Annotated in this window: 21 protein-coding genes; 9 read left to right on the forward strand and 12 right to left on the reverse strand. The window is 66.0% G+C overall.

Translation table 11 applies throughout. The features are described 5' to 3' along the window. Positions 1-110 precede the first annotated feature (110 nt). A complete protein-coding gene (locus tag ACETK3_RS08795) occupies positions 111-758 on the reverse strand; it encodes an alpha/beta hydrolase (RefSeq protein ID WP_373992760.1) in 648 nt (215 codons plus the stop codon). Between the two features lie 102 nt (positions 759-860). Here ACETK3_RS08795 and ACETK3_RS08800 point away from each other — a divergent pair, with 102 nt between their 5' ends. Then, entirely contained in the window at positions 861-1274 is a 414-nt protein-coding gene (locus ACETK3_RS08800; RefSeq protein WP_373992761.1) for a hypothetical protein, read from the forward strand. A 32-nt stretch (positions 1275-1306) separates the two neighbouring features. On the opposite strand, the gene ACETK3_RS08805 is transcribed toward ACETK3_RS08800, so the two are convergent. Then, entirely contained in the window at positions 1307-1813 is a 507-nt protein-coding gene (locus ACETK3_RS08805; RefSeq protein WP_237430415.1) for a GNAT family N-acetyltransferase, read from the reverse strand. A gap of 165 nt (positions 1814-1978) precedes the next feature. Between ACETK3_RS08805 and ACETK3_RS08810 the strand changes: the two genes are divergently transcribed. From ACETK3_RS08810 to ACETK3_RS08825, 4 genes are all read left to right on the forward strand, one after another. After that, positions 1979-2557 carry a recombinase family protein gene (locus ACETK3_RS08810; protein ID WP_373462183.1) on the forward strand — a complete coding sequence of 193 codons (579 nt, stop codon included), beginning with the start codon at positions 1979-1981 and terminating at the stop codon, positions 2555-2557. 175 nt (positions 2558-2732) lie between these two features. Further along, complete coding sequence (locus ACETK3_RS08815; protein ID WP_306970101.1) at positions 2733-3374, forward strand: biotin transporter BioY; 642 nt, start codon at positions 2733-2735, stop codon at positions 3372-3374. A 6-nt stretch (positions 3375-3380) separates the two neighbouring features. Next, entirely contained in the window at positions 3381-4109 is a 729-nt protein-coding gene (locus ACETK3_RS08820) for an energy-coupling factor ABC transporter ATP-binding protein (protein ID WP_306970103.1), read from the forward strand. Continuing rightward, entirely contained in the window at positions 4106-4729 is a 624-nt protein-coding gene (locus ACETK3_RS08825; RefSeq protein ID WP_236802652.1) for an energy-coupling factor transporter transmembrane protein EcfT, read from the forward strand. Before ACETK3_RS08820 ends, ACETK3_RS08825 begins: the two co-directional genes overlap by 4 nt. A gap of 7 nt (positions 4730-4736) precedes the next feature. Here the strand turns inward: ACETK3_RS08825 and ACETK3_RS08830 are convergent, their stop codons facing one another. Beyond that, entirely contained in the window at positions 4737-5915 is a 1179-nt protein-coding gene (locus ACETK3_RS08830; protein WP_306970108.1) for a thiolase family protein, read from the reverse strand. Continuing rightward, the gene (locus ACETK3_RS08835; protein WP_306970110.1) at positions 5905-7311 is read right to left on the reverse strand and encodes a class I adenylate-forming enzyme family protein; all 1407 of its coding nucleotides are present in this window, start codon (positions 7309-7311) and stop codon (positions 5905-5907) included. Before ACETK3_RS08835 ends, ACETK3_RS08830 begins: the two co-directional genes overlap by 11 nt. A 58-nt stretch (positions 7312-7369) precedes the next feature. Here ACETK3_RS08835 and ACETK3_RS08840 point away from each other — a divergent pair, with 58 nt between their 5' ends. Then, a complete protein-coding gene (locus ACETK3_RS08840) occupies positions 7370-8251 on the forward strand; it encodes a neutral zinc metallopeptidase (RefSeq protein ID WP_237430409.1) in 882 nt (293 codons plus the stop codon). A 137-nt stretch (positions 8252-8388) separates the two neighbouring features. Here ACETK3_RS08840 and ACETK3_RS08845 read toward each other — a convergent pair whose 3' ends face one another. Genes ACETK3_RS08845 through ACETK3_RS08870 form a run of 6 tightly spaced genes read right to left on the reverse strand, consistent with a single transcriptional unit; the run spans position 8389 to position 13458 of the window. After that, positions 8389-8721, reverse strand: a complete 333-nt coding sequence (locus tag ACETK3_RS08845) for a metal-sulfur cluster assembly factor (RefSeq protein ID WP_058267279.1) — start codon at positions 8719-8721, stop codon at positions 8389-8391. 15 nt (positions 8722-8736) lie between these two features. Beyond that, positions 8737-9531: a Fe-S cluster assembly ATPase SufC gene (gene sufC, locus ACETK3_RS08850; RefSeq protein WP_236802645.1), complete on the reverse strand. Its 795-nt coding sequence runs from the start codon at positions 9529-9531 to the stop codon at positions 8737-8739. 43 nt (positions 9532-9574) lie between these two features. Continuing rightward, positions 9575-9931: a non-heme iron oxygenase ferredoxin subunit gene (locus tag ACETK3_RS08855; RefSeq protein ID WP_142133896.1), complete on the reverse strand. Its 357-nt coding sequence runs from the start codon at positions 9929-9931 to the stop codon at positions 9575-9577. Positions 9932-9947: 16 nt separating this feature from the next. Next, a complete protein-coding gene (gene sufD, locus ACETK3_RS08860; RefSeq protein ID WP_236802643.1) occupies positions 9948-11189 on the reverse strand; it encodes a Fe-S cluster assembly protein SufD in 1242 nt (413 codons plus the stop codon). After that, entirely contained in the window at positions 11189-12652 is a 1464-nt protein-coding gene (sufB, locus tag ACETK3_RS08865) for a Fe-S cluster assembly protein SufB (RefSeq protein ID WP_043454764.1), read from the reverse strand. Before sufB ends, sufD begins: the two co-directional genes overlap by 1 nt. Further along, on the reverse strand, positions 12652-13458 hold the full coding sequence (locus ACETK3_RS08870; protein ID WP_236802641.1) for a metalloregulator ArsR/SmtB family transcription factor: 807 nt from the start codon (positions 13456-13458) through the stop codon (positions 12652-12654). The genes sufB and ACETK3_RS08870 overlap by 1 nt, the downstream gene beginning before the upstream one ends. Before the next feature lie 170 nt (positions 13459-13628). Between ACETK3_RS08870 and ACETK3_RS08875 the strand changes: the two genes are divergently transcribed. The 3 genes from ACETK3_RS08875 to ACETK3_RS08885 are packed head-to-tail and all read left to right on the forward strand — an operon-like array spanning position 13629 to position 16331. After that, positions 13629-14597, forward strand: a complete 969-nt coding sequence (locus ACETK3_RS08875) for an ABC transporter ATP-binding protein (protein ID WP_306970119.1) — start codon at positions 13629-13631, stop codon at positions 14595-14597. After that, positions 14594-15361 carry an ABC transporter permease gene (locus ACETK3_RS08880; protein ID WP_237430407.1) on the forward strand — a complete coding sequence of 256 codons (768 nt, stop codon included), beginning with the start codon at positions 14594-14596 and terminating at the stop codon, positions 15359-15361. Before ACETK3_RS08875 ends, ACETK3_RS08880 begins: the two co-directional genes overlap by 4 nt. Positions 15362-15368: 7 nt before the next feature. Then, positions 15369-16331 (forward strand): heme A synthase, encoded by a 963-nt coding sequence (locus tag ACETK3_RS08885; RefSeq protein WP_306970122.1) that lies wholly within the window; start codon positions 15369-15371, stop codon positions 16329-16331. A gap of 91 nt (positions 16332-16422) precedes the next feature. On the opposite strand, the gene ACETK3_RS08890 is transcribed toward ACETK3_RS08885, so the two are convergent. Beyond that, a complete protein-coding gene (locus ACETK3_RS08890; RefSeq protein WP_373992762.1) occupies positions 16423-18693 on the reverse strand; it encodes a SulP family inorganic anion transporter in 2271 nt (756 codons plus the stop codon). A 273-nt stretch (positions 18694-18966) separates the two neighbouring features. Beyond that, positions 18967-19923, reverse strand: a complete 957-nt coding sequence (locus tag ACETK3_RS08895; protein ID WP_236821943.1) for a heme o synthase — start codon at positions 19921-19923, stop codon at positions 18967-18969. Positions 19924-20136: the final 213 nt, after the last annotated feature.

Raw genomic sequence — 20136 nt, forward strand, 5'->3', positions numbered from 1 at the left:
AAACGCCGTCAACGCGCCCTCGGCCGGCTGACACCCATCGAGTTTGAGACAATAAAAAACGCGGCCTCAGCCGCGTAAGAAATTATCAACCCCAGCTGTCAACTAAACCTTCAGCAGTCCCCAGCTAGCTCCGCCGGGCTGCTGATGAACGGTGAGTGGCTCGACGCCATGCTAACCGTTGTGCCGCATCTGCGGGCCATGCGCTTCTGGATGCCAGGATCCAGCGCCTTGTCTTCTTCGCAGAGGATGTACGTGGTTTCGATGCTGTCCCACGCAATGTGTTCAGGTACTCCGCGGCCGTGCCCTGGCCGTTGTCGCACGAGTAGCGAGGTGGCCCAGGCGCTTTCAGCAGCAGTGCAGTCGGCGTAGAGTACGTCGCCGGCCATCTCTGGCTTGATGCTGGTTGTCCCGTCGTCATTCTGCTGCACAGCATGGTTAACGAGTGCGCCGGCGCCTCCCAGCAGCGCCCCGCTTTCACCTGCAGCGGGTACGAAGGCAGCGAGATAGACGAGATGACCGACCCGCTCCAATCCGGTAATCACTGAGCCCCCGTAGGAGTGTCCTAAGACAACGGGCTGGTCCGCACATGCGTCCACGACCTCCTGCACGGCAGCAGAGTCGGCGGCCAGCGAACCACGGTGCAGAAGGGGAACATGGACAGTGACGCCCTGCCTCCGAAGCTCGTCCGCGAGCCGGTCAAAATGCGCCGGCTGGTGCCACAACCCATGCACGAGTATGACCTCTGTTCGCTGTTCCATTCCCACAGCCTACAAACGCACAGAATTTTGGAGGCAAAGCCGTAAGCCGGTCCTTCCTTGAGACTGATGAGCTAACGGTGGCCGACTGCGTACCCTCATTGCATGGGTGAGTTCATTCGCTATCAAAGTGCCGTCCCTAACCGTCGCGGGCGATTCCCAGGCGTGTTCGCGATGGCCAATGGTCTTGGAAATGAGGGGCTTCTGAATGAAGCAGATAGGCAATGGCTGCGGATAGCCAACGCCAACGCCTCCGCGACTCATGTGGACCCGACAACCGTGGCAGCGGATTGCTACAACTCTGAACTCAACCCTGGCGCCAGGTCTTGGTTCAAGGCTGAATCTACGCAACTTCTCAATATGACTACGACGTACCTAGACCTACTAGACCGATACGACATCCCCTGGACGGCCCTTCGCACCCGTAACCCCGGCAGGATCGTCTACGAGGACGAGGTGCAAGTCGTCGCAGTTCCGCACACCTATGAAACTCATTGGCCATTTCGACCGCGCCGGTAAGGATCACTCATTGCTATACGGATAGAAGGGAACTACTTCAGCACAGCGACCATCTGTACGCGGCGACCGTACCTGGTGAGATCAAGGCTGTCTTCAAGACGGACCAGTTTCCGGTGGAAGTCAGTCGAAGGGTCCTCCTCCACAAAACCGGCCCGCGAGTAGAAAGGCGCGTTCCAAGGGACATCGGCATAGGTACGCAGGGTCAGCCGTCTATGCCCACGTTCGCGGGCTTCTTCCTTCGCGGCATTGATCAGCAGGCGGCCGTATCCGCGACGACCATACTCGGGCAAGACCGAAAGTTGCTCAAGGTGAGCAATCTTCCCTGACTCGATAACGTGCACGAAACCCACGACAGCGCCTGTGTCTGTGGCTTCGGTGACTAGGACGTATCCGGGCTCTGACGCTCTTGAACCCCCAGATGGGGCGGGCGGCCATCGATCAGGAAACAGCCAATCAATGAGAAGCCGATCGGCAGCATTCTCGATCGTCTCCACTGCCGGGTAGTCAGCCGATGTCGCGAAGCGGATTCGAGCGGTCACCAATTGATCATATTGTGGCTGCCCGCAAGCCGGTCCCCCACGCGCCGCAGTCCGGACGCTTTTAGGGGCGTCCAAAATTCGCAGCGCGCCGAGGTTCCGGGATTCCCGTAAACCCCGCCCCTCGTACTGCCCGGTAATGGAGTCCTAAACGCTACAATTGACGGCATGCTTATCGGGTACGCCCGAGTCTCCACCAACGCCCAGGATCTGACCGCACAGCGCGACGCTCTTGCAGCGGCTGGGGTGGATCCTGAAGTTATCTATGTCGATCAGGGATTCACCGGAACCCAACGCGACCGGCCCGGCCTCGGCAAGGCCCTGGCCGCCTGCCGCAGGGGAGATACCCTTGTGGTCACCAAACTTGATCGCCTCGCTCGCTCGCTGTCCGACGCCCGGGACATCGCGGACGAGCTCACCCGTAAGGGGGTTGCGCTCGACCTTGGCGGGAGCGTCTATAACCCCAATGATCCGGTGGGGAAGCTGATGTTCAATATCCTGGGCATGATTGCCGAGTTCGAATCCGACCTGATCCGCGCCAGGACTCGTGAAGGAATGGCAGTGGCAAAAGCCAAGGGCCGGCTGCGAGGGAAACCTCCGAAGCTTTCAAAAGCCCAGGAAGCACACGTCGTAAGTCTCTACCAAGGCGGGGCGCATACAACCGCTGAGATTGCCGAGCTATTCGGCGTTGCCCGCTCGACGATTTACCGGGCCGTCCAAAGAGCATTGCCAACGCCGCCCAAGTGATGGTTGGCCGCTGCGAGAGGTGTAAGGCATTCCAGCCACTTCGCATGGAAGTTGTGCCCACCCCAAAAGCAGCAACCCTCCCGGTTAGTGGAACCCCTACAAAATGGACCCTGCTCCGCGGCGGTAGCGTCGGCTGTACATTAGATTCCGCTTGTACAACCCCGACAGGAACCCCATGAGCACCGTCGATACCACCACCAAGAACACAGGCCAAGCCCGCCGCCGCTGGAACGGCACAGACCTCGGGCTGATCGCCGTCTTCGCCGCCCTGGTCGCCGCCGCCGCCCTGGTGCCCGGGCTCGCCCTGAACGGCTTCGGTGTCCCCATCACCTTCCAGACCCTGGCGGTGATGCTCACCGGACTGGTGCTTGGCCCCGCCCGGGGGTTCGCCGCCGTCGGCCTTTACACGCTCCTTGGCCTGGCCGGCCTGCCCATCTTCAGCCAGGGCCGCAGCGGCCTGGCCATCCTCGCCGGGCCCTCTGCCGGGTACATCATGGCCTTCCCCATCGCCGCCTTCGTCGTTGGATGGCTGGCCACCCTGGTGATCCGGCGCACCACCAACGCCCGCGCCCTGTGGTTCTTCCTCTCCGCCACCGCCACGAGCATCGTCTTCGTGCACACGCTGGGCGTCATCGGCATCGCAATGAACTCCAAGGCAACCCTGGAGCAGGCCTTCATGAGCGACCTCGTTTTCTACCCGGGAGACATCATCAAGAATGTCCTGGCAGCCGCCATCGCCGTCGCCCTTCACCGGGCCTTCCCGGATGTCCTGGTGCGCCGCGTCCGTCGCCGTGCCCTGCCCGCTGAGAGCGCCTAGGCCGCCATGCCCGCCGTCACCTTCGCCCAGGCGTCCGTCGCCGTCGAAAGGGAAGACTCCCCGCACCCCAAGGTGCTCCTTCACCCGGTGGACCTCCGGCTGGAGGAAGCACGGATCGGGATCATCGGTGCCAACGGTTCCGGGAAATCTACCCTGCTGCGCCTGGTCAACGGCCTCATCCAGCCCACCACAGGGGCGGTAACGGTCGACGGCGACGACACAGTCCGTGCCGTCCGGAAAGTCCGGCGCAACGTGGGGTTCGTCTTCACCGACCCGTTGTCCCAGCTGGTGATGCCCACAGGCCGCGAGGACGTGGAACTGTCCCTGCGCCGATCCGTCCGGAACGCGGCCGAGCGGCGCAGCCAGGCCGAAGCCGCACTGCAAAGGCTGGGCCTGCTGCACCTGGCGGACCAGAGCATCTACGAACTGTCCGGCGGCGAACGGCAGCTCATGGCGCTCGCCGCCGTGCTGGCCGTCGACCCTAAAGTGCTGGTCCTGGACGAGCCCTCCACCCTCCTGGACCTGCGCAACCGCGAGCTGCTCCGCAGGACGCTGGCAGGCCTGGACCAGCAGATTATCCTGTCCACCCACGACCTCGAACTGGCCTTGGACATGGACCGGGTCCTGGTGATCGAGGATGGACGGGTGGCATTCGACGGCGCCCCAGCCGACGCCGTGGCCGCCTACCGTTCATGGTGCGTGGCGGGACTCAATGCAGGGCGGGATGTTCCGTGAGGGGCCACGGCTTCCTCCTTGCCAACTATGTGCCCGGCGATTCGCTTCTGCACCGGGCACCGCTGGCATTGAAGTTCCTCCTTGTCGTAGCCTGCGGCCTTGTGTCCTTCATCATTGTGGACTGGCGCATCTCCGCAGCCGTATTGGCTGCGCTGTGCGTTCTCTTTTTGGCGTCCGGAGCCGGAGTGAAAAGGCTCTGGCGAGCAATCCGGCCGCTTGCCCCCGTGCTGTTGGTGATTGGTCTCTTCCAGTGGTGGCAACTCGGCGGACCCACGGCGGGGCGGATCGTGTTGAACATTCTGCTCTGCGTGGTGGCCGCGTCCCTGCTCACCGCCACCACGCCCATTCAGCGGCTCCTCGACGGCGTGGTCCGGGCTGCCCGTCCCTTCACCAGGTTCGGCGCGGATCCGGAGCGCTTTGCCCTGACCATTGGCATCATGCTCCGCAGCATCCCGTTCATCGCCGGCACCTTCGCCGACGTCCGTGACTCCGCCAAGGCCCGCGGCCTGGAGCGCAATCCGCGGGCCCTGGTCCTGCCCGTCTTCATCACCTCGGTGGCATACGCACGCCAAACGGGTGAAGCGCTCGCGGCCCGTGGCCTGGGCGAAGCCGAGGACTAGAGCCGGCCTAGAGGCGCCGGTACTCCAGCAGTGCGGCCGTCCCCATTCCGCCCGCCATGCTTATCATCGCCAGTCCCAGGGCTCCCGGTGTTCCTGCCCTCCGCGCCTGGGCGAGCAGCCGGGTCACCAGCACCGCCCCCGAGGCACCATAGGCGTGCCCCAGCGCCAGCGCCCCGCCATCGAGGTTGGCCCGGTCCGGGTCGATTCCCAGCTGGTCCAGGCACGCGAGGGTCTGGGACGCGAAGGCCTCATTGAACTCCACCAGGTCCACGTATTCTGCGGTCACACCGGCCTCCGCGAGCAGCCCACCGGCCGCCCGCACAGCACCGATCCCCAGCACCCGGGGCTCGACGCCGGCGGTTGCGGTGCCACGCACCAACAGCCCGTCGCGTGCCCCCACTTGGCGGGCACGCTCCAGGGACGTCATAACGACGGCGGAGGCACCATCCGCGTCGAAGCAGGAGTTCCCGGCGGTGACAGTTCCTCCGGGCACGAAGGCGGGCGGGAACCGTCGCATGACGGCCGGGGTGAGGCCGCGGCGGGGGCCACTGTCGCAGGAGACCGTGCCTGCGGCCGTGGCCAGCGGGACGATTTCGCCGGCAAAGCGGCCGTCCTGGATTGCCGCAAGGGCTTTCCGATGGCTTGCCAGCGCGAAGGCGTCCTGCCGCTCCCTGCCGACGCCGTATTCCTGCGCCACCGTTTCCGCCGCGACGCCCATGTCCGGATCGCCAAAGCTTGCCGGCACAAACTGGGCGCGGCGGTAAAAGTCCGCGCCGCCGTCGTCCGTCCTGTGGGCCCGTAGTGGTGCGGTGCTGGTGCTCTCCACTCCCCCGGCCAGGTAAAGCGGGCTGCCGCCTGCTGCGACCAACCGGCCGGCGAGGACAATGGCGTCCAGCCCGGAACCGCACTGCCGGTCGACGGTGATCCCGGGGACACTGACCGGGAGTCCGGCCTCGAGCAGGGCCAGCCGGGCCACGTTGCCGCCGCCGCCTACTGCGTTGCCGATGACGACATCGGAGACGGTGGCGGGATCCACGGCGACCTCGGCAACCAGCGCCCGGAGCACCGGCGCCAGCAGTTCGTGGGCGCGCAGGCTCCGCAACGCACCGTTGACGGGGCACACCGGCGTCCGGCGGGCTGCGATGATGACCGGCTGGCGCGCCGGCGGCAGCAGCTCAGCCGGCAAGGGGCCGCGCCCTGGGGTCCCGGGAATTGATCCACTCCAGCAACAGGCTCCGGCTGACCTTGCCCCGGTCCGTCGTGGGCAGCTCGGGCAGGAGGTAGTACTGAAGGGGCCGCTTGTGCCGGGACAGGAGGTCCTCCAGCCCGGCCCGCAGCTGGGTGGCGGTGATCCCGCCGTGGGACGGAACCACGCCCGCCACCACCCGCTGGCCGCGCAGGTCGTCCGGCATCCCGGCGGCGAGGGCTGCGGCCACACCGGGAACCGCGGCCAGTGCCAGTTCCACCTCCTGGGGGTACACGTTCCGCCCGGCGGTGAGGATCATGTCGGCGCGGCGGCCCAGGATGTGCAGTTCCCCGTCCTCGAGATAGCCCTGGTCCCCCACGGTGTACCAGCGGCCGAAGGACCGGAGGGCCTGGCCGTCGTCGCCCCACAGGTAGCCGTTGCTCACCATGCCGCTGCGAACGCAGATGTTGCCGTATCCGCCATCCAGGACCTGGGTCCCGTCGTCCGCCAGGACCCGGACCTCGACGCCGGGGAAGGGCCGTCCGATTCCGGTTCCGCCGGGGGCTGCAGCCTGGCCGGGTGCCAGTCCGAGACCGGATACGAAACTCAGCTCGGAGGCGCCGTAGTACTCGTAGATGGTGGCATTCGGGGCCCAGCGCCGGGCGGCCTCCAGCGTGCGGGCGTCCAGCTTCGAACCGGCGCAAATGATGGTGCGGATCCCCGAAGCGTCCACGCATCCCGTCAGGCCGCGCTCGCTGAGCATCCTCAGCATGGTGGGCACCAGGACAAGCCGGGTGACGCGGTCGTGCGTGATGGCAGCGTGGACGTCGCCGACGTCGAACGTCTCCAGCGTCTGGAACTCGGAACCGGCGTAGAGGCACTCGGCCAGCGCGTAGAGATTGAGGCTGGCCGCCAGCGGCCCCGGGGCAAGGGTGACGTCATCCTGGCGAAGGCCGAAGAACTCAATCGAGGCATCGAAAGACTGCTGCCAGGACTGCCGGGAGCGGGTAAAGGCCTTGGGCACGGAGGTTGTCCCGGATGTGAGGCCGACCAGGAACGTGGACTCCGGCGGACCATCAGCAAGACCGTCGTCCGGGGATACCGGCGCCGCAACGCTGTGCGCCTCAACGTGCCGGACAATGTCCTCCTGGAGCGGTGCCGGCCATTCCGGATCCAGGACGGCGCACTGCCGCCTGCCGGCCACGGCTGCAGCAAACTTCACTGCAAATTCCACGGAATTGGCTTCGCAGAGCGTGGTCACTGACTTAGTCTCCGCCACCAAACCGGCGGCAGCATCGCGCAGCCCTGCCCATTCAAGCCGCCGCCCGCCGACCACGACGGCGGTGTCATGAGGGCGGTGCTCAGCCCAGCGCTGGATCTTGTTCAGGAACGGCACGGACCAACTTTACCGGCCTCCGCGGATTGAGCCGCGGGGCCGCGGGTATTGTGACGATATGAGTTTCAATGACAATGCGCAGCTTGATCCCAGCCAGGTCCAGGACCGAAGGGGCATGGGTACCGGTGTGAAGGTCGGCGGCGGAATCGGCGGCGGCCTGGTCCTGCTGGTTGCGCTCCTGCTGGGCATCAACCCCAACATGCTTGGCGGCCTGACCGACGGCGGCACCGCCGGCCAGTCACAGGGTACGGCTCCGGCCTGCAAAACCGGAGCGGATGCGGACGCGCGGCTTGACTGCCGGATCACCGGCACCGTGAACAGCCTCAACGCGTTCTGGCCGGGCTACCTCCAGCAGTACAAGGTGCAGTACCCGCGGCCGGAGGCAGTGATCTTCAACGGCAGCACCAACACCGGCTGCGGGCCCGCAACTTCCGACGTGGGTCCCTTCTACTGCCCGACGGACACCACCGCCTACTTCGATCCCGGATTCTTCCAGGAACTCGTGGACCGGTTCGGTTCCTCCGGCGGCCCCCTCGCCCAGGAGTATGTGGTGGCGCACGAATTCGGCCACCACGTCCAGAACCTGCTGGGTGACCTGAAACGCGCGCAGCAGGATCCGCAGGGACCGGAGTCCGGGTCCGTCCGAACCGAGCTGCAGGCCGATTGCTATGCCGGACTCTGGGCCAAGTACGCTTCCACCACCAAGGACCCCGCCACCGGGCAGCCCTACCTGGAACCCCTCACCCCGCAGGATGTGAATGACGCCCTCTCTGCGGCGGCCTCCGTGGGCGATGACCGGATCCAGAAGGCAGCCACCGGCCGTGTCTCCCCCGAAGGCTGGACCCACGGCTCCAGCGAGGAACGCCAGCGCTGGTTCACCCGGGGCTACCAGTCCGGCGACATCAAGCAGTGCGACACGTTCTCCGCCGCCACCCTCTAACCCCCGGTTCACCCCATCGATTGCTCCGCACTTGTCGTTTAGATCGCTGAAAACGACAGATACGCAGCAATCGATAAGCCAACGACGACGGCGGGCCACCTTTCCTGCGAAAGGTGACCCGCCGTCGTCGTACTTATTTAGATGTTGAAGCCGAGGGCCCGCATCTGGTCCTTGCCGTCGTCAGTGATCCGCTCCGGACCCCATGGCGGCATCCATACCCAGTTCAGGCGCCAGTCGTCCACGACGCCGTCCAGTGCCTGGCCCACCTGCTCCTCGAGCACATCGGTGAGCGGGCAGGCGGCGGTGGTGAGCGTCATGTCGATCAGGAGCGCACCGTCGTCGTCGGAGTACTTCAGGCCGTACAGCAGGCCCAGGTCCACAACGTTGACGCCAAGCTCAGGGTCGATGACGTCCTTGAGCGCCTCTTCGACGTCCTCCAGGGCCGTGCGGCCCGGCGTGATTTCGGTCATGGCAATGAGTCCTTACTAGGCCTGTACTGCGGCCTCAGCCGCGATGGTGGCTGCGCCGGCGCCCTTGGCGTAGCGGTCGTAGCCTTCTTCCTCGAGGCGGTCGGCCAGTTCGGGGCCGCCTTCCTCGACAACCTGTCCGTCCACGAACACGTGCACGAATTCAGGCTTGATGTAGCGCAGGATGCGGGTGTAGTGGGTGATGAGCAGCGTGCCCATGTTGCCCTCGGCGTGCGCGCGGTTGACGCCTTCGGAGACGATCTTCAGCGCATCCACGTCCAGGCCGGAGTCGGTCTCGTCCAGGACGGCGAACTTGGGCTTGAAGAGTTCCAGCTGGAGGATCTCGACGCGCTTCTTTTCGCCACCGGAGAAGCCTTCGTTGACGTTGCGCTGGGCGAAGTCGGCGTCGATGCGCAGCTTTTCCATGGCGTCCTTGACGTCCTTGGTCCAGGTACGCAGCTTGGGTGCTTCGCCATCGATGGCGGTCTTGGCGGTGCGGAGGAAGTTGGTCATGGTGACGCCGGGAACCTCCACCGGGTACTGCATGGCCAGGAAGACACCGGCGCGGGCGCGCTCGTCAACGCTCATGGCCAGCACGTCTTCGCCGTCCAGGGTGATGCTGCCGCTGGTCACGGTGTAGCGGGGGTGGCCCGCGATGGTGGAGGCCAGGGTGGACTTGCCGGAGCCGTTGGGGCCCATGATGGCATGGGTTTCGCCGGTCCTGATGGTCAGGCTGACGCCCTTCAGGATCTCCTTGGTGCCCTGTTCCGTCTCAATGCTGACGTGCAGGTCCTTGATCTCAAGAGTTGACATGCTCTTCTTTCTTTTTCGCTCGTAAGTCTGGTGCTGCGGGCGCTCAGTAGTTGTTTACTGCTGCGCCGTTCAAAACGTTGGTGACGTCCACGTAGACGTCGTCTCCGTCGAGTTCGACGGCGAACACGGGGACAGGATCGTAGGCGGGGAGCTGCAGCGGCTGGCCGCTGCGCAGGTCGAACTGGGAGCCGTGGCCCCAGCACTCGATGGCGCAGCCTTCCACGTCGCCCTCGGACAGGGAAATGTCCGCGTGCGAGCAGGTGTCGCCGATGGCGTGGATCTCGCCCATCGAGTCCCGCACCACAGCAACGGGGTAGCCGTCGATCAGGATCCGCAGCGCCTGCTTGACCTGAATGTCATTGGCGCTGCAGACCAGTTCGCCCTTGGGTGTGCCGCTCATCCGTTCCTGCCCGTTCCTAGTTCTCGGTTGCCGCGAGTTCGCGCTCAACAGCCTCGGTCAGGCGCTCTTCGAGGGCCGGGACCTTGATCTGCTGGATGACCTCGTTGAGGAAGCCGCGAACCACCAGGCGGCGGGCAACATCCTCGGGGATGCCGCGGGCCATCAGGTAGAACAGGTGCTCGTCGTCGAACCGGCCGGTGGCGCTGGCGTGGCCGGCACCCTCGATCAGGCCGGTCTCGATCTCCAGGTTGGGCACGGAGTCCGCGCGGCAGCCGTCGGTGAGGACCAGGTTCTGGTTCTTCTCGTAGGAGTCGGTGCCTTCAGCCTGCTTCTGGATCAGCACGTCGCCCACCCAGACCGTGTGTGCGCCCTTGCCCTGCAGCGCGCCCTTGTACAGTACGTTGGACTTGCAGTTGGCCAGGTTGTGGTCCACGAAGGAGCGGTGCTCCAGGTGCTGCCCCGCGTCGGCGAAGTAGAGGCCCAGAAGCTCGGCCTCGGCGCCTTCACCGGCGAACCGGACGTTGGAGTTCAGGCGGACGATCTTGCCGCCGAGCGTTACGGCGATGTGCTTGTACACGGCGTCCTTGGCAACCTCGGCGTCGTGCTGGGCCAGGTGCTTGGCGTCGTCTTCCCACAGCTGCACGGAAACCACCGTCAGCTGGGCGCCCTCGCGGACCAGGACCTCGACGTTGCCGTTGTGGTCGGCGATGCCGCCGTGCTCCAGGATCACCACGCCGCGGCTGTTGGCCCCGGCCTCGATCACCACGTGGGAGTTGCTGCGGCGGCCCGCGCCGTTGCCGGTCAGGACGACGCGCACGGGAGCGTCCAGCTCGGCGTTGGCCGGGATGGAGATCAGCTGGGCGCCACCGGCGTTGGCGGAAGCGACGACGGCGGCACGGTCGGCGGGGACCAGGGTGGCACCACGGGGGGCCTCGCCTGCGCCGAGGATCCGCTGCACGACGGCGGCGGGCGCCTCGACGGAAACGTCCAGGACGCCATCTTCCGACGGGGCGTCCGACAGCAGGTTGGCCAGTTCACGCACCGGGGTGAAGCGCCATTCCTCTTCCCGGCCGTTGGGCAGGGCGAAGTCGGCCACGTCGTGGCTGGTGAGCCGCTCGGCGCGGGAGGCCATGACCTGCGTGCCGTGGCTGTGGTGGCGGTCAACCTTGGAGGCGACGAGGTGTTCGCCTTCCTCGGTGAAACCGGAGATCGACGGTGCGCCGATGCGCGCCTTTTCGGTAGTTGCTTCGGCAGTCATTAACCGACGGATCCTTCCATCTGGAGTTCGATGAGGCGGTTGAGCTCGAGGGCGTATTCCATGGGCAGTTCGCGGGCGATCGGCTCGATGAAGCCGCGCACGATCATGGCCATGGCCTCGTCCTCGGGCATGCCGCGGGACATGAGGTAGAAGAGCTGCTCCTCGCTGACGCGGGAAACGGTGGCCTCGTGTCCCAACTGGACATCGTCCTCGCGGATGTCGATGTACGGGTAGGTGTCGGAGCGGGAGATGGTGTCCACCAGGAGAGCGTCGCAGCGCACGGTGTTGGCCGAGTGCTTGGCGCCTTCGCGGACCTGGACCAGGCCGCGGTAGGCGGCACGGCCGCCGCCCCTGGCAACGGACTTTGAGATGATGGAGCTCTTGGTGTTCGGCGCGATGTGCACCATCTTGGAGCCGGTGTCCTGGTGCTGGCCCTCGCCGGCAAACGCGATGGACAGGGTCTCGCCCTTGGCGTGCTCACCCACCAGGTAGACGGCCGGGTACTTCATGGTGACCTTGGAGCCGATGTTGCCGTCCACCCATTCCATGGTGGCGCCGGCTTCGCAGACAGCGCGCTTGGTCACCAGGTTGTACACGTTGTTGGACCAGTTCTGGATGGTGGTGTACCGGACGCGGGCGCCCTTCTTCACGATGATCTCCACGACGGCGGAGTGCAGCGAGTCCGAGGTGTAGATCGGCGCGGTGCAGCCTTCGATGTAGTGGACGTAGGAGTCCTCGTCGGCGATGATCAGCGTGCGCTCGAACTGGCCCATGTTTTCCGTGTTGATGCGGAAGTAGGCCTGCAGCGGGATGTCCACGTGGACGCCCTTGGGCACGTACACAAAGGAGCCGCCGGACCACACTGCGGTGTTCAGTGACGCGAACTTGTTGTCGCCCACGGGGATCACGGTGCCGAAGTACTCCTGGAAAATCTCCGGGTGTTCCTTCAGTGCGGTGTCGGTGTCCAGGAAGATGACGCCCTGGGCCTCGAGGTCCTCACGGATCTGGTGGTAGACCACCTCGGACTCGTACTGGGCGGCAACGCCGGAGACCAGGCGGCTGCGCTCGGCTTCCGGGATGCCCAGCTTCTCGTAGGTGTTGCGGATGTCTTCCGGGAGGTCTTCCCAGGTGGCTGCCTGCTTCTCGGTGGAGCGGACAAAGTACTTGATGTTGTCGAAGTCGATGCCGGAGAGGTCTGCACCCCAGGTGGGCATGGGCTTGCGGTCGAAGTACTTCAGGCCCTTGAGGCGGAGGTCGAGCATCCATTCCGGTTCGCTCTTCTTGGCCGAAATGTCCCGGACTACCTCTTCATCGAGACCACGCCGTGCATTGGCGCCGACGTCGTTCTTGTCGGCCCAGCCGTACTCGTAGTTGCCGATGCCGTGGAGCTCGGGATTCTTTTCCAGAATCTCCGAGATCACAGTGTTTTCGGCTACTGCTTTCTCTGATAGTTGGTCCGTCATCACGGCCTTTCTTGCTGATGGTTGATTACTTCGTCCAGGCCGGCGGGGGCTGCCGCCGGCGCGGGCGCCGGTTTGGCAGACAGCCTGCCTGTAGGTATGTGGGTGGTGCAGACGTGGCCGCCCCGCGCCAGGGTGGAGAGCCGGCGTACGTCCACTCCCACCAGCCTTGAGAAGACTTCGGTCTCGACGTCGCAGAACACCGGGAACCGGGCTGCCAGCTGCTGGATGGGGCAATGGCCCTGGCAGAGCTGCACGCTGGACAGCGCCGCCGGAAGCGGTGCCTTCGCTTCGATGGTTGCGGCGGAAGCGACGAAGTTGTCCCGGCTCAGTGCGGCTGAAAGTGCGATGGCACGGTCGCGGATATCCGGCCCGGCCTGTTCGATTTCGGGTGCGTACCGGCGCTCCATGTCCGCGAACCGCTCCTCGGCGAAGGCCCGCACCGCATCCGGGCCGGCAACCTTCTGCAGCTCCTGAAGCGCCAGTGCGGCAATGTCCAGGTAGTCATTGCCAAGGCTTGACTGGCCCTGGGAACTGAGGACGTAGCGGCGGGCCGGGCGGCCGGCACCCGCACCGGGCTTGGCAACCCGCTTGACTTCGATGACGCCGGCACGCGAGAGGTGGTCAAGATGGCGCCGGACTGCCGCTGGGGTGAAGCCCAGCATGTCTCCCAGTTCGGCGGCGCTGACCGGTCCGTGTTCCAGGACGGCAGCGAGGACCCGGTCCCGGGTGCGCTCGTCGGCATCAGCCACGGGGCTGGATGCGGCACGACCGGGCCCGGCCACGGGCACAGCGGTGGTGTTGGTCATGGAATACACAACACAATCATGTCGTAATTTAGTCCCGGGCTCCAGTAAGGGCAGGCTGACCTTGGGGCCTGAACCGATTATGACCAGGCCGCGATTCCCGCACCCAGACTCGGTAGCCGCGCCGGGTTGGCCGGGACAGCGCTAAATACTACATCCCGTAGAATACTGTGGTGCGATCCCCCCAGTCCCCCGTCCTGTCCATTCATGGGCTCATCAAGGACGTTGGCCCCTTGTCCAGTATGGACGGCAAGATGCTTCGGGTAGTCAGCGGTGTTTCCCTCGTTGCCGAACGCGGCCAGGTAACTGCCCTGCTCGGCGCCAACGGTGCCGGGAAGACAACAACCCTCGAATGCGCTCAGGGCCTGCAGAAACGTACCGGCGGCAGCATTTCGCTGCTGGGCGAGGACCCCGCGATGGCCGGCGCCGGGCTGCGCTCCCGCGTAGGTGTGATGCTCCAGGACGGCGGCCTCCCGCCGTCGGCCAGGCCCCTGCCGCTTTTGCGGCACATCGCCGGGCTCTACGCCCGCCCCTGGCCGCTCGAGGACCTGGTGGGCCGCCTTGGCATCGATACCTTCAGCCGCACCAGCGTCCGCAGGCTGTCCGGAGGCCAGAAGCAGCGGCTGGCGCTTGCCGCCGCCCTCATCGGCAGGCCGGAAGTACTGTTCCTTGACGAGCCCAGCGCCGGCCTGGACCCGCAGTCCCGCCAACTCGTGTTCGACCTGATCGCGGAGCTGCGTGATGGCGGCATGGGCATCATCCTGACCACCCACCTCATGGATGACGCCCAGCGCCTGGCGGACTATGTCTACATAATCGACGGCGGCCGCAACGTGGCCGAAGGAACTGTCCAGGAACTGTTGCAGCGCAGCCCGGCCACCGAACACGGCGCAGAGCACGTCCGGACGCTCGCGTTTGAAGCCCCGGCCGGACTGGACCTGGCCGCAGTGCTGCCGGACGACGTGGAATTTTCCGAAGCCCGTGCCGGCAGCTACACCGTGACCGGCGCGCTCACGCCGCGCCACCTGTCCGCGCTGGCGCAGTGGTGGGAAGCGAAGGGCATCATGCCGGCATCCCTGAGCCTTGAGGCGCGTAGCCTTGAAGACGTCTTTTTGGACATTTCAGGAAAGGACATCCGATGAGCGGGGCAGCATTGCAGGAGACGCAGCAGCCGGCGTCCCTGGCGCGCCGCGTCCTGCTCCAGGGCAAATACGAGGCACTGACCATGCTGCGGAACGGCGAGCAGCTGATCCTGGCAATCGTGCTCCCGCTGCTGGCACTGGTCGGCCTGACGGTGACCCCCTTCCTGGACGGCATGGGCTCCAGCCGCATCAACGTGGCCGTCCCGGGGATCCTGGCCCTGTGCGCCATGTCCACCGCCTTCACCGGGCAGGGCATCGCCACCGGTTTCGACCGCCGCTACGGCGTGCTCCGCTTCCTGTCCACCACTCCGCTGGGGCGGGGCGGCCTGATTGCCGGCAAGGTCCTTTCAGTCCTGGCCGTTTTGTGCATCCAAGTGGTGGTGGTGGGCCTTGTCGCCTTGGCCCTCGGCTGGCAGCCGACGGCGGCGGGCTGGTTCCCGGGGCTGGCCCTGCTTGCGCTGGGCGCGGCGGCGTTCACGGCGCTTGGGCTGCTGGTGGCCGGGACGGTCCGGCCGGAAGCCACGCTGGCCATCACCAACCTTCTGTGGATCCTTTTGGGAGCCATGGGCGGGATTGTGATCCCGGCCGAAAGGCTGCCTGCGGCCGCGCAAGCGGTGGTGCACTTCCTGCCTTCCGGCGCCTTGGGTGAATCGATGCGCGCCGCCTTCCTGGGCGGGGCCGTGAACGGCGGCGCCGCCCTTATCCTGCTGCTCTGGACGGTTATTGCCGGGGCTGCAGCCATCCGTTGGTTCAAGTGGAATTGAGATAATCGTGTCCACGGCTTCACGCCTTCCCCAGCTCGCCGGCCGCCTGGCCTCGCGGCTCCCACGCACCGTGGACGTCCGCATCCGCCGGCTCGCCGTAGCGTCCCTGATCGGCCAGACGCTTTTGGTGGTCACCGGCGGCGCCGTCCGGTTGACTGCATCAGGCCTGGGCTGCCCCACGTGGCCTCGCTGCACATCCGACTCGATTGTGAACACCCCGGAAATGGGCATCCACGGCTTCATCGAGTTCGGGAACCGGCTCCTGACCTTCGCGCTGGCTGCCGTGGCCGCCCTCATGCTGGTGTACCTGTGGAACCTGCGGAAGGAACGCAAGGACCTTTTCCTGCTGGCCCTCGGACTGCTCGCCAGCATTCCGGCGCAAGCGGTGATTGGCGGCATCACAGTCCTTACCAACCTCAACCCGTGGGTGGTGGGCCTGCACTTCCTCGTGTCGATGGCCCTCGTGGTGTTCGCCACCCTGCTGGTGAACCGCGCGTTCGGCCGCACCGGCCGCTTCCTTGCTGCCCGGCCCCCCGCACTGCCTGCCGTGCTGCGTCCGGTGACGGCCGCCGTCGCCCTTTTCTCCGCCGTCGCCGTGATGCTCGGCGTGGTGGTCACCGGCGCCGGTCCGCACGCCGGCGACGCCGATGCCCCCCGCAACAACCTGGACTGGGACCTGTTCTCCCACATCCACGCGGTTCCCGCCTATCTGGTCACCGCCGGTACCGTGGTGGCCCTGATACTGGTCTTCAGGCGCCGCATCACCGGCCCGTTCCGCACCGCCGTGCTGATGCTCCTGGGCGTCACCATCCTCCAGGCCATCATCGGCTTCACGCAGTACTACAACGGCATCCCGGCGCTGCTGGTTGCCGCCCACATGCTTGGCGCGGCGCTGCTGATGGCCGCCTCCACCAACGCCTGGGACATCGCCCACTCCAGCGCGGTGGAGACGCGCAGTTCCGTAAGGTAAACCGCTGCAACACGCTGCCCCCCGCGACAGATGGCAGGCGCCCCGGACCATTTGGGCCGGGGCGCCTGCCGTTTAACGGCTGCCGCCTGAGCTACCGGTCGGCCAGGGCCCGACCCTGCACCCCGGCGTCGAAGGATCCGTCCAGGTCCTCGATGCCGTCGGCCGTGATGCGCAGGACCTTCGCCGTGGCAATGTCGTAGAAGAGTCCTACGGCCTGCACCTTTCCGGCCGCCAGCGCCGGCCCGGCCACCGGATGCTCCTGCAACTTGGCCAGCTGTACAGCCACGTTGACCATGGCCAGCTGGTCCACGGTACTGTAGCCGTCTTGCGCGGCCTGCTTGCCCACCGGATGTCCGGCCAGGAGTTCCGCGTAGCTGGGGCGGGCGTGGTCCAGCCAGCCTGCGAATGCCGCGCCGAGGGAGCTGTTGTCAGCACCGTCAGCCTCTGCGAGCACCGCCTTCATGGCGCCGCAGTTGGAATGGCCGCAAATGACCAGGGACTGTACGCCAAGGCCGTTGACGGCAAAGGAAAGGGTGGCGTCGATCGAAGCCTCCTGGCCCGCGTCCCTGCATACCACGTTGCCGATGTTGCGCAGGGTGAGCAGGTCCCCCGGGCCGCTGCTGGTGATCAGGTTTGGATTGACGCGGGAATCCACACAGGCCACGAACAGGCTGTCCGGGTTCTGCGCGTCCGTCAGGTCATGGACAAGTGGGCGCACCTGGTGGGCGAACCGGCGGTGGTATTTATTGATACCCACCAGCAGCGGCACCTTGCGGGGCGGAAGGGGCAGTTCGGTGGCGTCCTCGCGCCGGGGAGCCTGGCGCGCAGCGTCCTGAAACACGGTGTTGCCATGCTCTTCAAGGATCACCGTGGCGCCCGTGGCCTGGTGCTGGAGCTGCCAGGCGAGCAGGGCCTCACGGAACGAGTGGTCCACATAGTCGGCGTTCAGCTCCACCACCACGTCGGCGCCGGCGGGAACAGACTGGAGGACTCCGCTCAGCTTCGGCAGCGCGAAGAAGCTGCACGAGCCGGCGATGGTCACACGCCAGGGCGACGACGGTGCCGCGGGGCGGTGCGCGCGGATGGGGGTGCGCAGGACGCGCCAGAGGACATGGGCAGCGGCGAGGGCCAGGCCAATCATCACCCCTTCGAGCAGGTTCAGGAACACCACGCACACCAGGGTCACCGCATAGATGGCCAGGTCCCCGGTCCGATGGCTGGTGCGGATATCCGCCAGCTTGATCAGCCGCGCGCCGATCACCACCAGCAAACCGGCCAGGACCGCCAGCGGGATCAACTGGATCAGTCCAGCAAAGAGGGCCGAAAACGCGAGGACCCACACGCCGTGCAGGATTGCGGACATGCGGGTGGCGGCGCCGGCCTCCACGTTGGTGGCGCTGCGGACAATGACGCCCGTCACGGGCAACCCGCCGAGTGAGCCCGAAACGATGTTCGCGGCGCTCTGGCCAATGAGCTCCCGGTTGAGGTTGGTCCGGGGGCCGGTCTGCATCTTGTCTACGGCCACGGCGGACAGGAGGGATTCGATGCTCGCGATCAGGGCCATGGTGAGCACTGCGAAGGCGAAGGCGCGCCAGTTCCCGTCAGGCAGTCGCGGCAGTGCGATGGCGTCAAAGATGGAGCCGTCCAGGGAAATGCGCTCAACACCTGGGGCAAAGGCCACGGCCAGTACGGTGCCTGCGGTGACCGCGGCAAGGGGGCCGGGCACACGCCGGACAGCGGCCGGCAGGAACTTCCAGCACAGGAGGATGGCCACGACGGCCAGACCCAGCAGGGCAGCATGCAGTTCCAGGTTGGTGATGGCCGCAGGCAAGGCCGTGAGGTTCTCGAACGCAGATCCGGCGGGCTCGGATCCGAGCAGCACGTGCAGCTGCTGCAGGATGATGGTGACGCCGATGCCCGCCAGCATGGCTTTGACCACCACGGGCGAGACGGCAAGGGCGGCGCGCCCCACCCGGCTGATCCCCAGGAGGAGCTGCACGACGCCGGCCGCTGCCGTGATGGCGCAGGTCACCTGCCAGCCGAATTCCTGGACCAGTCCGGCCACGACGACGGTCAGGCCGGCCGCAGGTCCGCTCACCTGCAGCGGAGAACCGCCAAGGCTTCCGGCCACGACTCCGCCAACGGCGGCGGCGATGAGGCCAGCCATGATGGGCGCCCCCGATGCTGCTGCAATGCCCAGGGAGAGCGGGAGGGCCACAAGGAACACCACCAGGGATGCCGGCAGGTCTTTGCTTAGGTGCGCAGTGAACAGGCGGCCGGCGAACGTGAAGCGGCGGCCGCCTCCCTTGCCACCCGGCGGGCTGTGGCTGGGAGCGGGAACGGTGGGGGGACGGGCATCCATGGAATTTCCTTTGCGTCAGGGGAAGGGGCAGCTCCACCGTAAGCAGCATGTCATCCTCAATGACAGCTAAAGTGATAGATATGACAAAAATGTCAAATCGTTCGCCGAGGCAACGGAATTAGGGCATCCATGGCTTCGCGCAGGGCCGGGCAGGACGAGCGGCGGCACGCGATGAACCATCGGCCCGACTGAGGGGGCGGGTCCGGTTAAACAGAGCAGCGGCCCCACACGAAGTGCGAAGCCGCTGGTCCAGTCCGGGCTGGGATGGCAGGGCTAGCCGATGATGGCATGCCCAATGAAGGGGTCCACCGCCAGGGCGATGAACAGCAGCGTCAGGTAGCTGATGGAGCCATGGAACACCTTCATGGCGCGCTTGTCAGGGATGTCCTCACGCTGGGCACGGCCGTACAGGGCGTGGGACTCATAGAGGAACCAGGCACCTGCAAGGATGGCGGTAAGGGTGTAGACCCAGCCGGCGCCGCCTGCCGGAATCATCAACAGCGAGCAGGCCACCATGGCCCAGGCATACAGGACCACCTGGACAGACACCACCTTGGCGCCGGCGATGGCGCCAAGCATGGGGACGTTGGCATTCCGGTAGTCCTCGCCGTAGCGCATGGACAGGGGCCAGTAGTGCGGCGGTGTCCACAGGAAGATCACCATGAACAGGATGACGGCCGGCCACTCCACGGAATTGGTCACGGCAGCCCACGCAATGAGCACCGGGAAGCAGCCCGCTGCGCCGCCCCACACGATGTTCTGCGCGGTGCGCCGCTTAAGGATCATGGTGTAGATGACCACGTAGAAGAAGATGGCTCCCAAGCCCAGCCAGGCTGACAACGGATTGGCGCCGAACCAGAGGATGGCGATTGCGGCCGCGCCAAGCAGCCAGGAGAACACCAGTGCCTCGCGCGGGGTGACTTCACCGGTGACCAGGGGCCTGTTTTCCGTACGGTGCATCAGCTTGTCGATGTCACGGTCGATGTAGCAGTTGAAAGCTCCGGCACTGCCAGCGGCGAAGGCTCCACCCACCAGGGTGGCAAGGATCAGCCCGATGGACGGGAAGCCGCGCTCCGCATAGATCATGGTGGGCAGAGTACTCACCAGGAGCAGCTCGATGACCCTCGGCTTGGTGAGGGCGAGATACGCCTTGGCCTTACGGGCAAACCCGGCGCCGGAGGCCCGGGATGCTTTCAGCGGCGTATCTGTTGTGCTCACGGTGGCAGTCACCCGTTCTGTGTGGCAGTTTGAGGCTGGCAGTGCAGCTCCGGTCTTGCGGCCCGAGCCCGGGCACGGCACTAAGGAAGGAAATGCATCAGGTGCGTGCAACAGTCGGGAAACCCCGGACGGCGTTGGATATGCACACCCGGCGTTGGCCTCCGAATATCATACCGCGCCCGGGGCGCTGTCCCGGCCCTGCCATATGCGCATTTGATCGCTCGC

It is taken from the genome of Arthrobacter sp. E44 (assembly GCF_041877125.1).
Taxonomy (GTDB): domain Bacteria; phylum Actinomycetota; class Actinomycetes; order Actinomycetales; family Micrococcaceae; genus Arthrobacter.

Excerpts from the sequence above, each read along its gene's own strand:
- ACETK3_RS08795 (WP_373992760.1), bottom strand. The coding sequence starts at position 758 with ATGGAACAGCGAACAGAGGTCATACTCGTGCATGGGTTGTGGCACCAG.
- ACETK3_RS08800 (WP_373992761.1), top strand. The coding sequence starts at position 861 with ATGGGTGAGTTCATTCGCTATCAAAGTGCCGTCCCTAACCGTCGCGGG.
- ACETK3_RS08810 (WP_373462183.1), top strand. The coding sequence starts at position 1,979 with ATGCTTATCGGGTACGCCCGAGTCTCCACCAACGCCCAGGATCTGACC.
- ACETK3_RS08815 (WP_306970101.1), top strand. The coding sequence starts at position 2,733 with ATGAGCACCGTCGATACCACCACCAAGAACACAGGCCAAGCCCGCCGC.
- ACETK3_RS08820 (WP_306970103.1), top strand. The coding sequence starts at position 3,381 with ATGCCCGCCGTCACCTTCGCCCAGGCGTCCGTCGCCGTCGAAAGGGAA.
- ACETK3_RS08840 (WP_237430409.1), top strand. The coding sequence starts at position 7,370 with ATGAGTTTCAATGACAATGCGCAGCTTGATCCCAGCCAGGTCCAGGAC.
- ACETK3_RS08845 (WP_058267279.1), bottom strand. The coding sequence starts at position 8,721 with ATGACCGAAATCACGCCGGGCCGCACGGCCCTGGAGGACGTCGAAGAG.
- sufC (WP_236802645.1), bottom strand. The coding sequence starts at position 9,531 with ATGTCAACTCTTGAGATCAAGGACCTGCACGTCAGCATTGAGACGGAA.
- ACETK3_RS08855 (WP_142133896.1), bottom strand. The coding sequence starts at position 9,931 with ATGAGCGGCACACCCAAGGGCGAACTGGTCTGCAGCGCCAATGACATT.
- sufD (WP_236802643.1), bottom strand. The coding sequence starts at position 11,189 with ATGACTGCCGAAGCAACTACCGAAAAGGCGCGCATCGGCGCACCGTCG.
- sufB (WP_043454764.1), bottom strand. The coding sequence starts at position 12,652 with ATGACGGACCAACTATCAGAGAAAGCAGTAGCCGAAAACACTGTGATC.
- ACETK3_RS08870 (WP_236802641.1), bottom strand. The coding sequence starts at position 13,458 with ATGACCAACACCACCGCTGTGCCCGTGGCCGGGCCCGGTCGTGCCGCA.
- ACETK3_RS08880 (WP_237430407.1), top strand. The coding sequence starts at position 14,594 with ATGAGCGGGGCAGCATTGCAGGAGACGCAGCAGCCGGCGTCCCTGGCG.
- ACETK3_RS08890 (WP_373992762.1), bottom strand. The coding sequence starts at position 18,693 with ATGGATGCCCGTCCCCCCACCGTTCCCGCTCCCAGCCACAGCCCGCCG.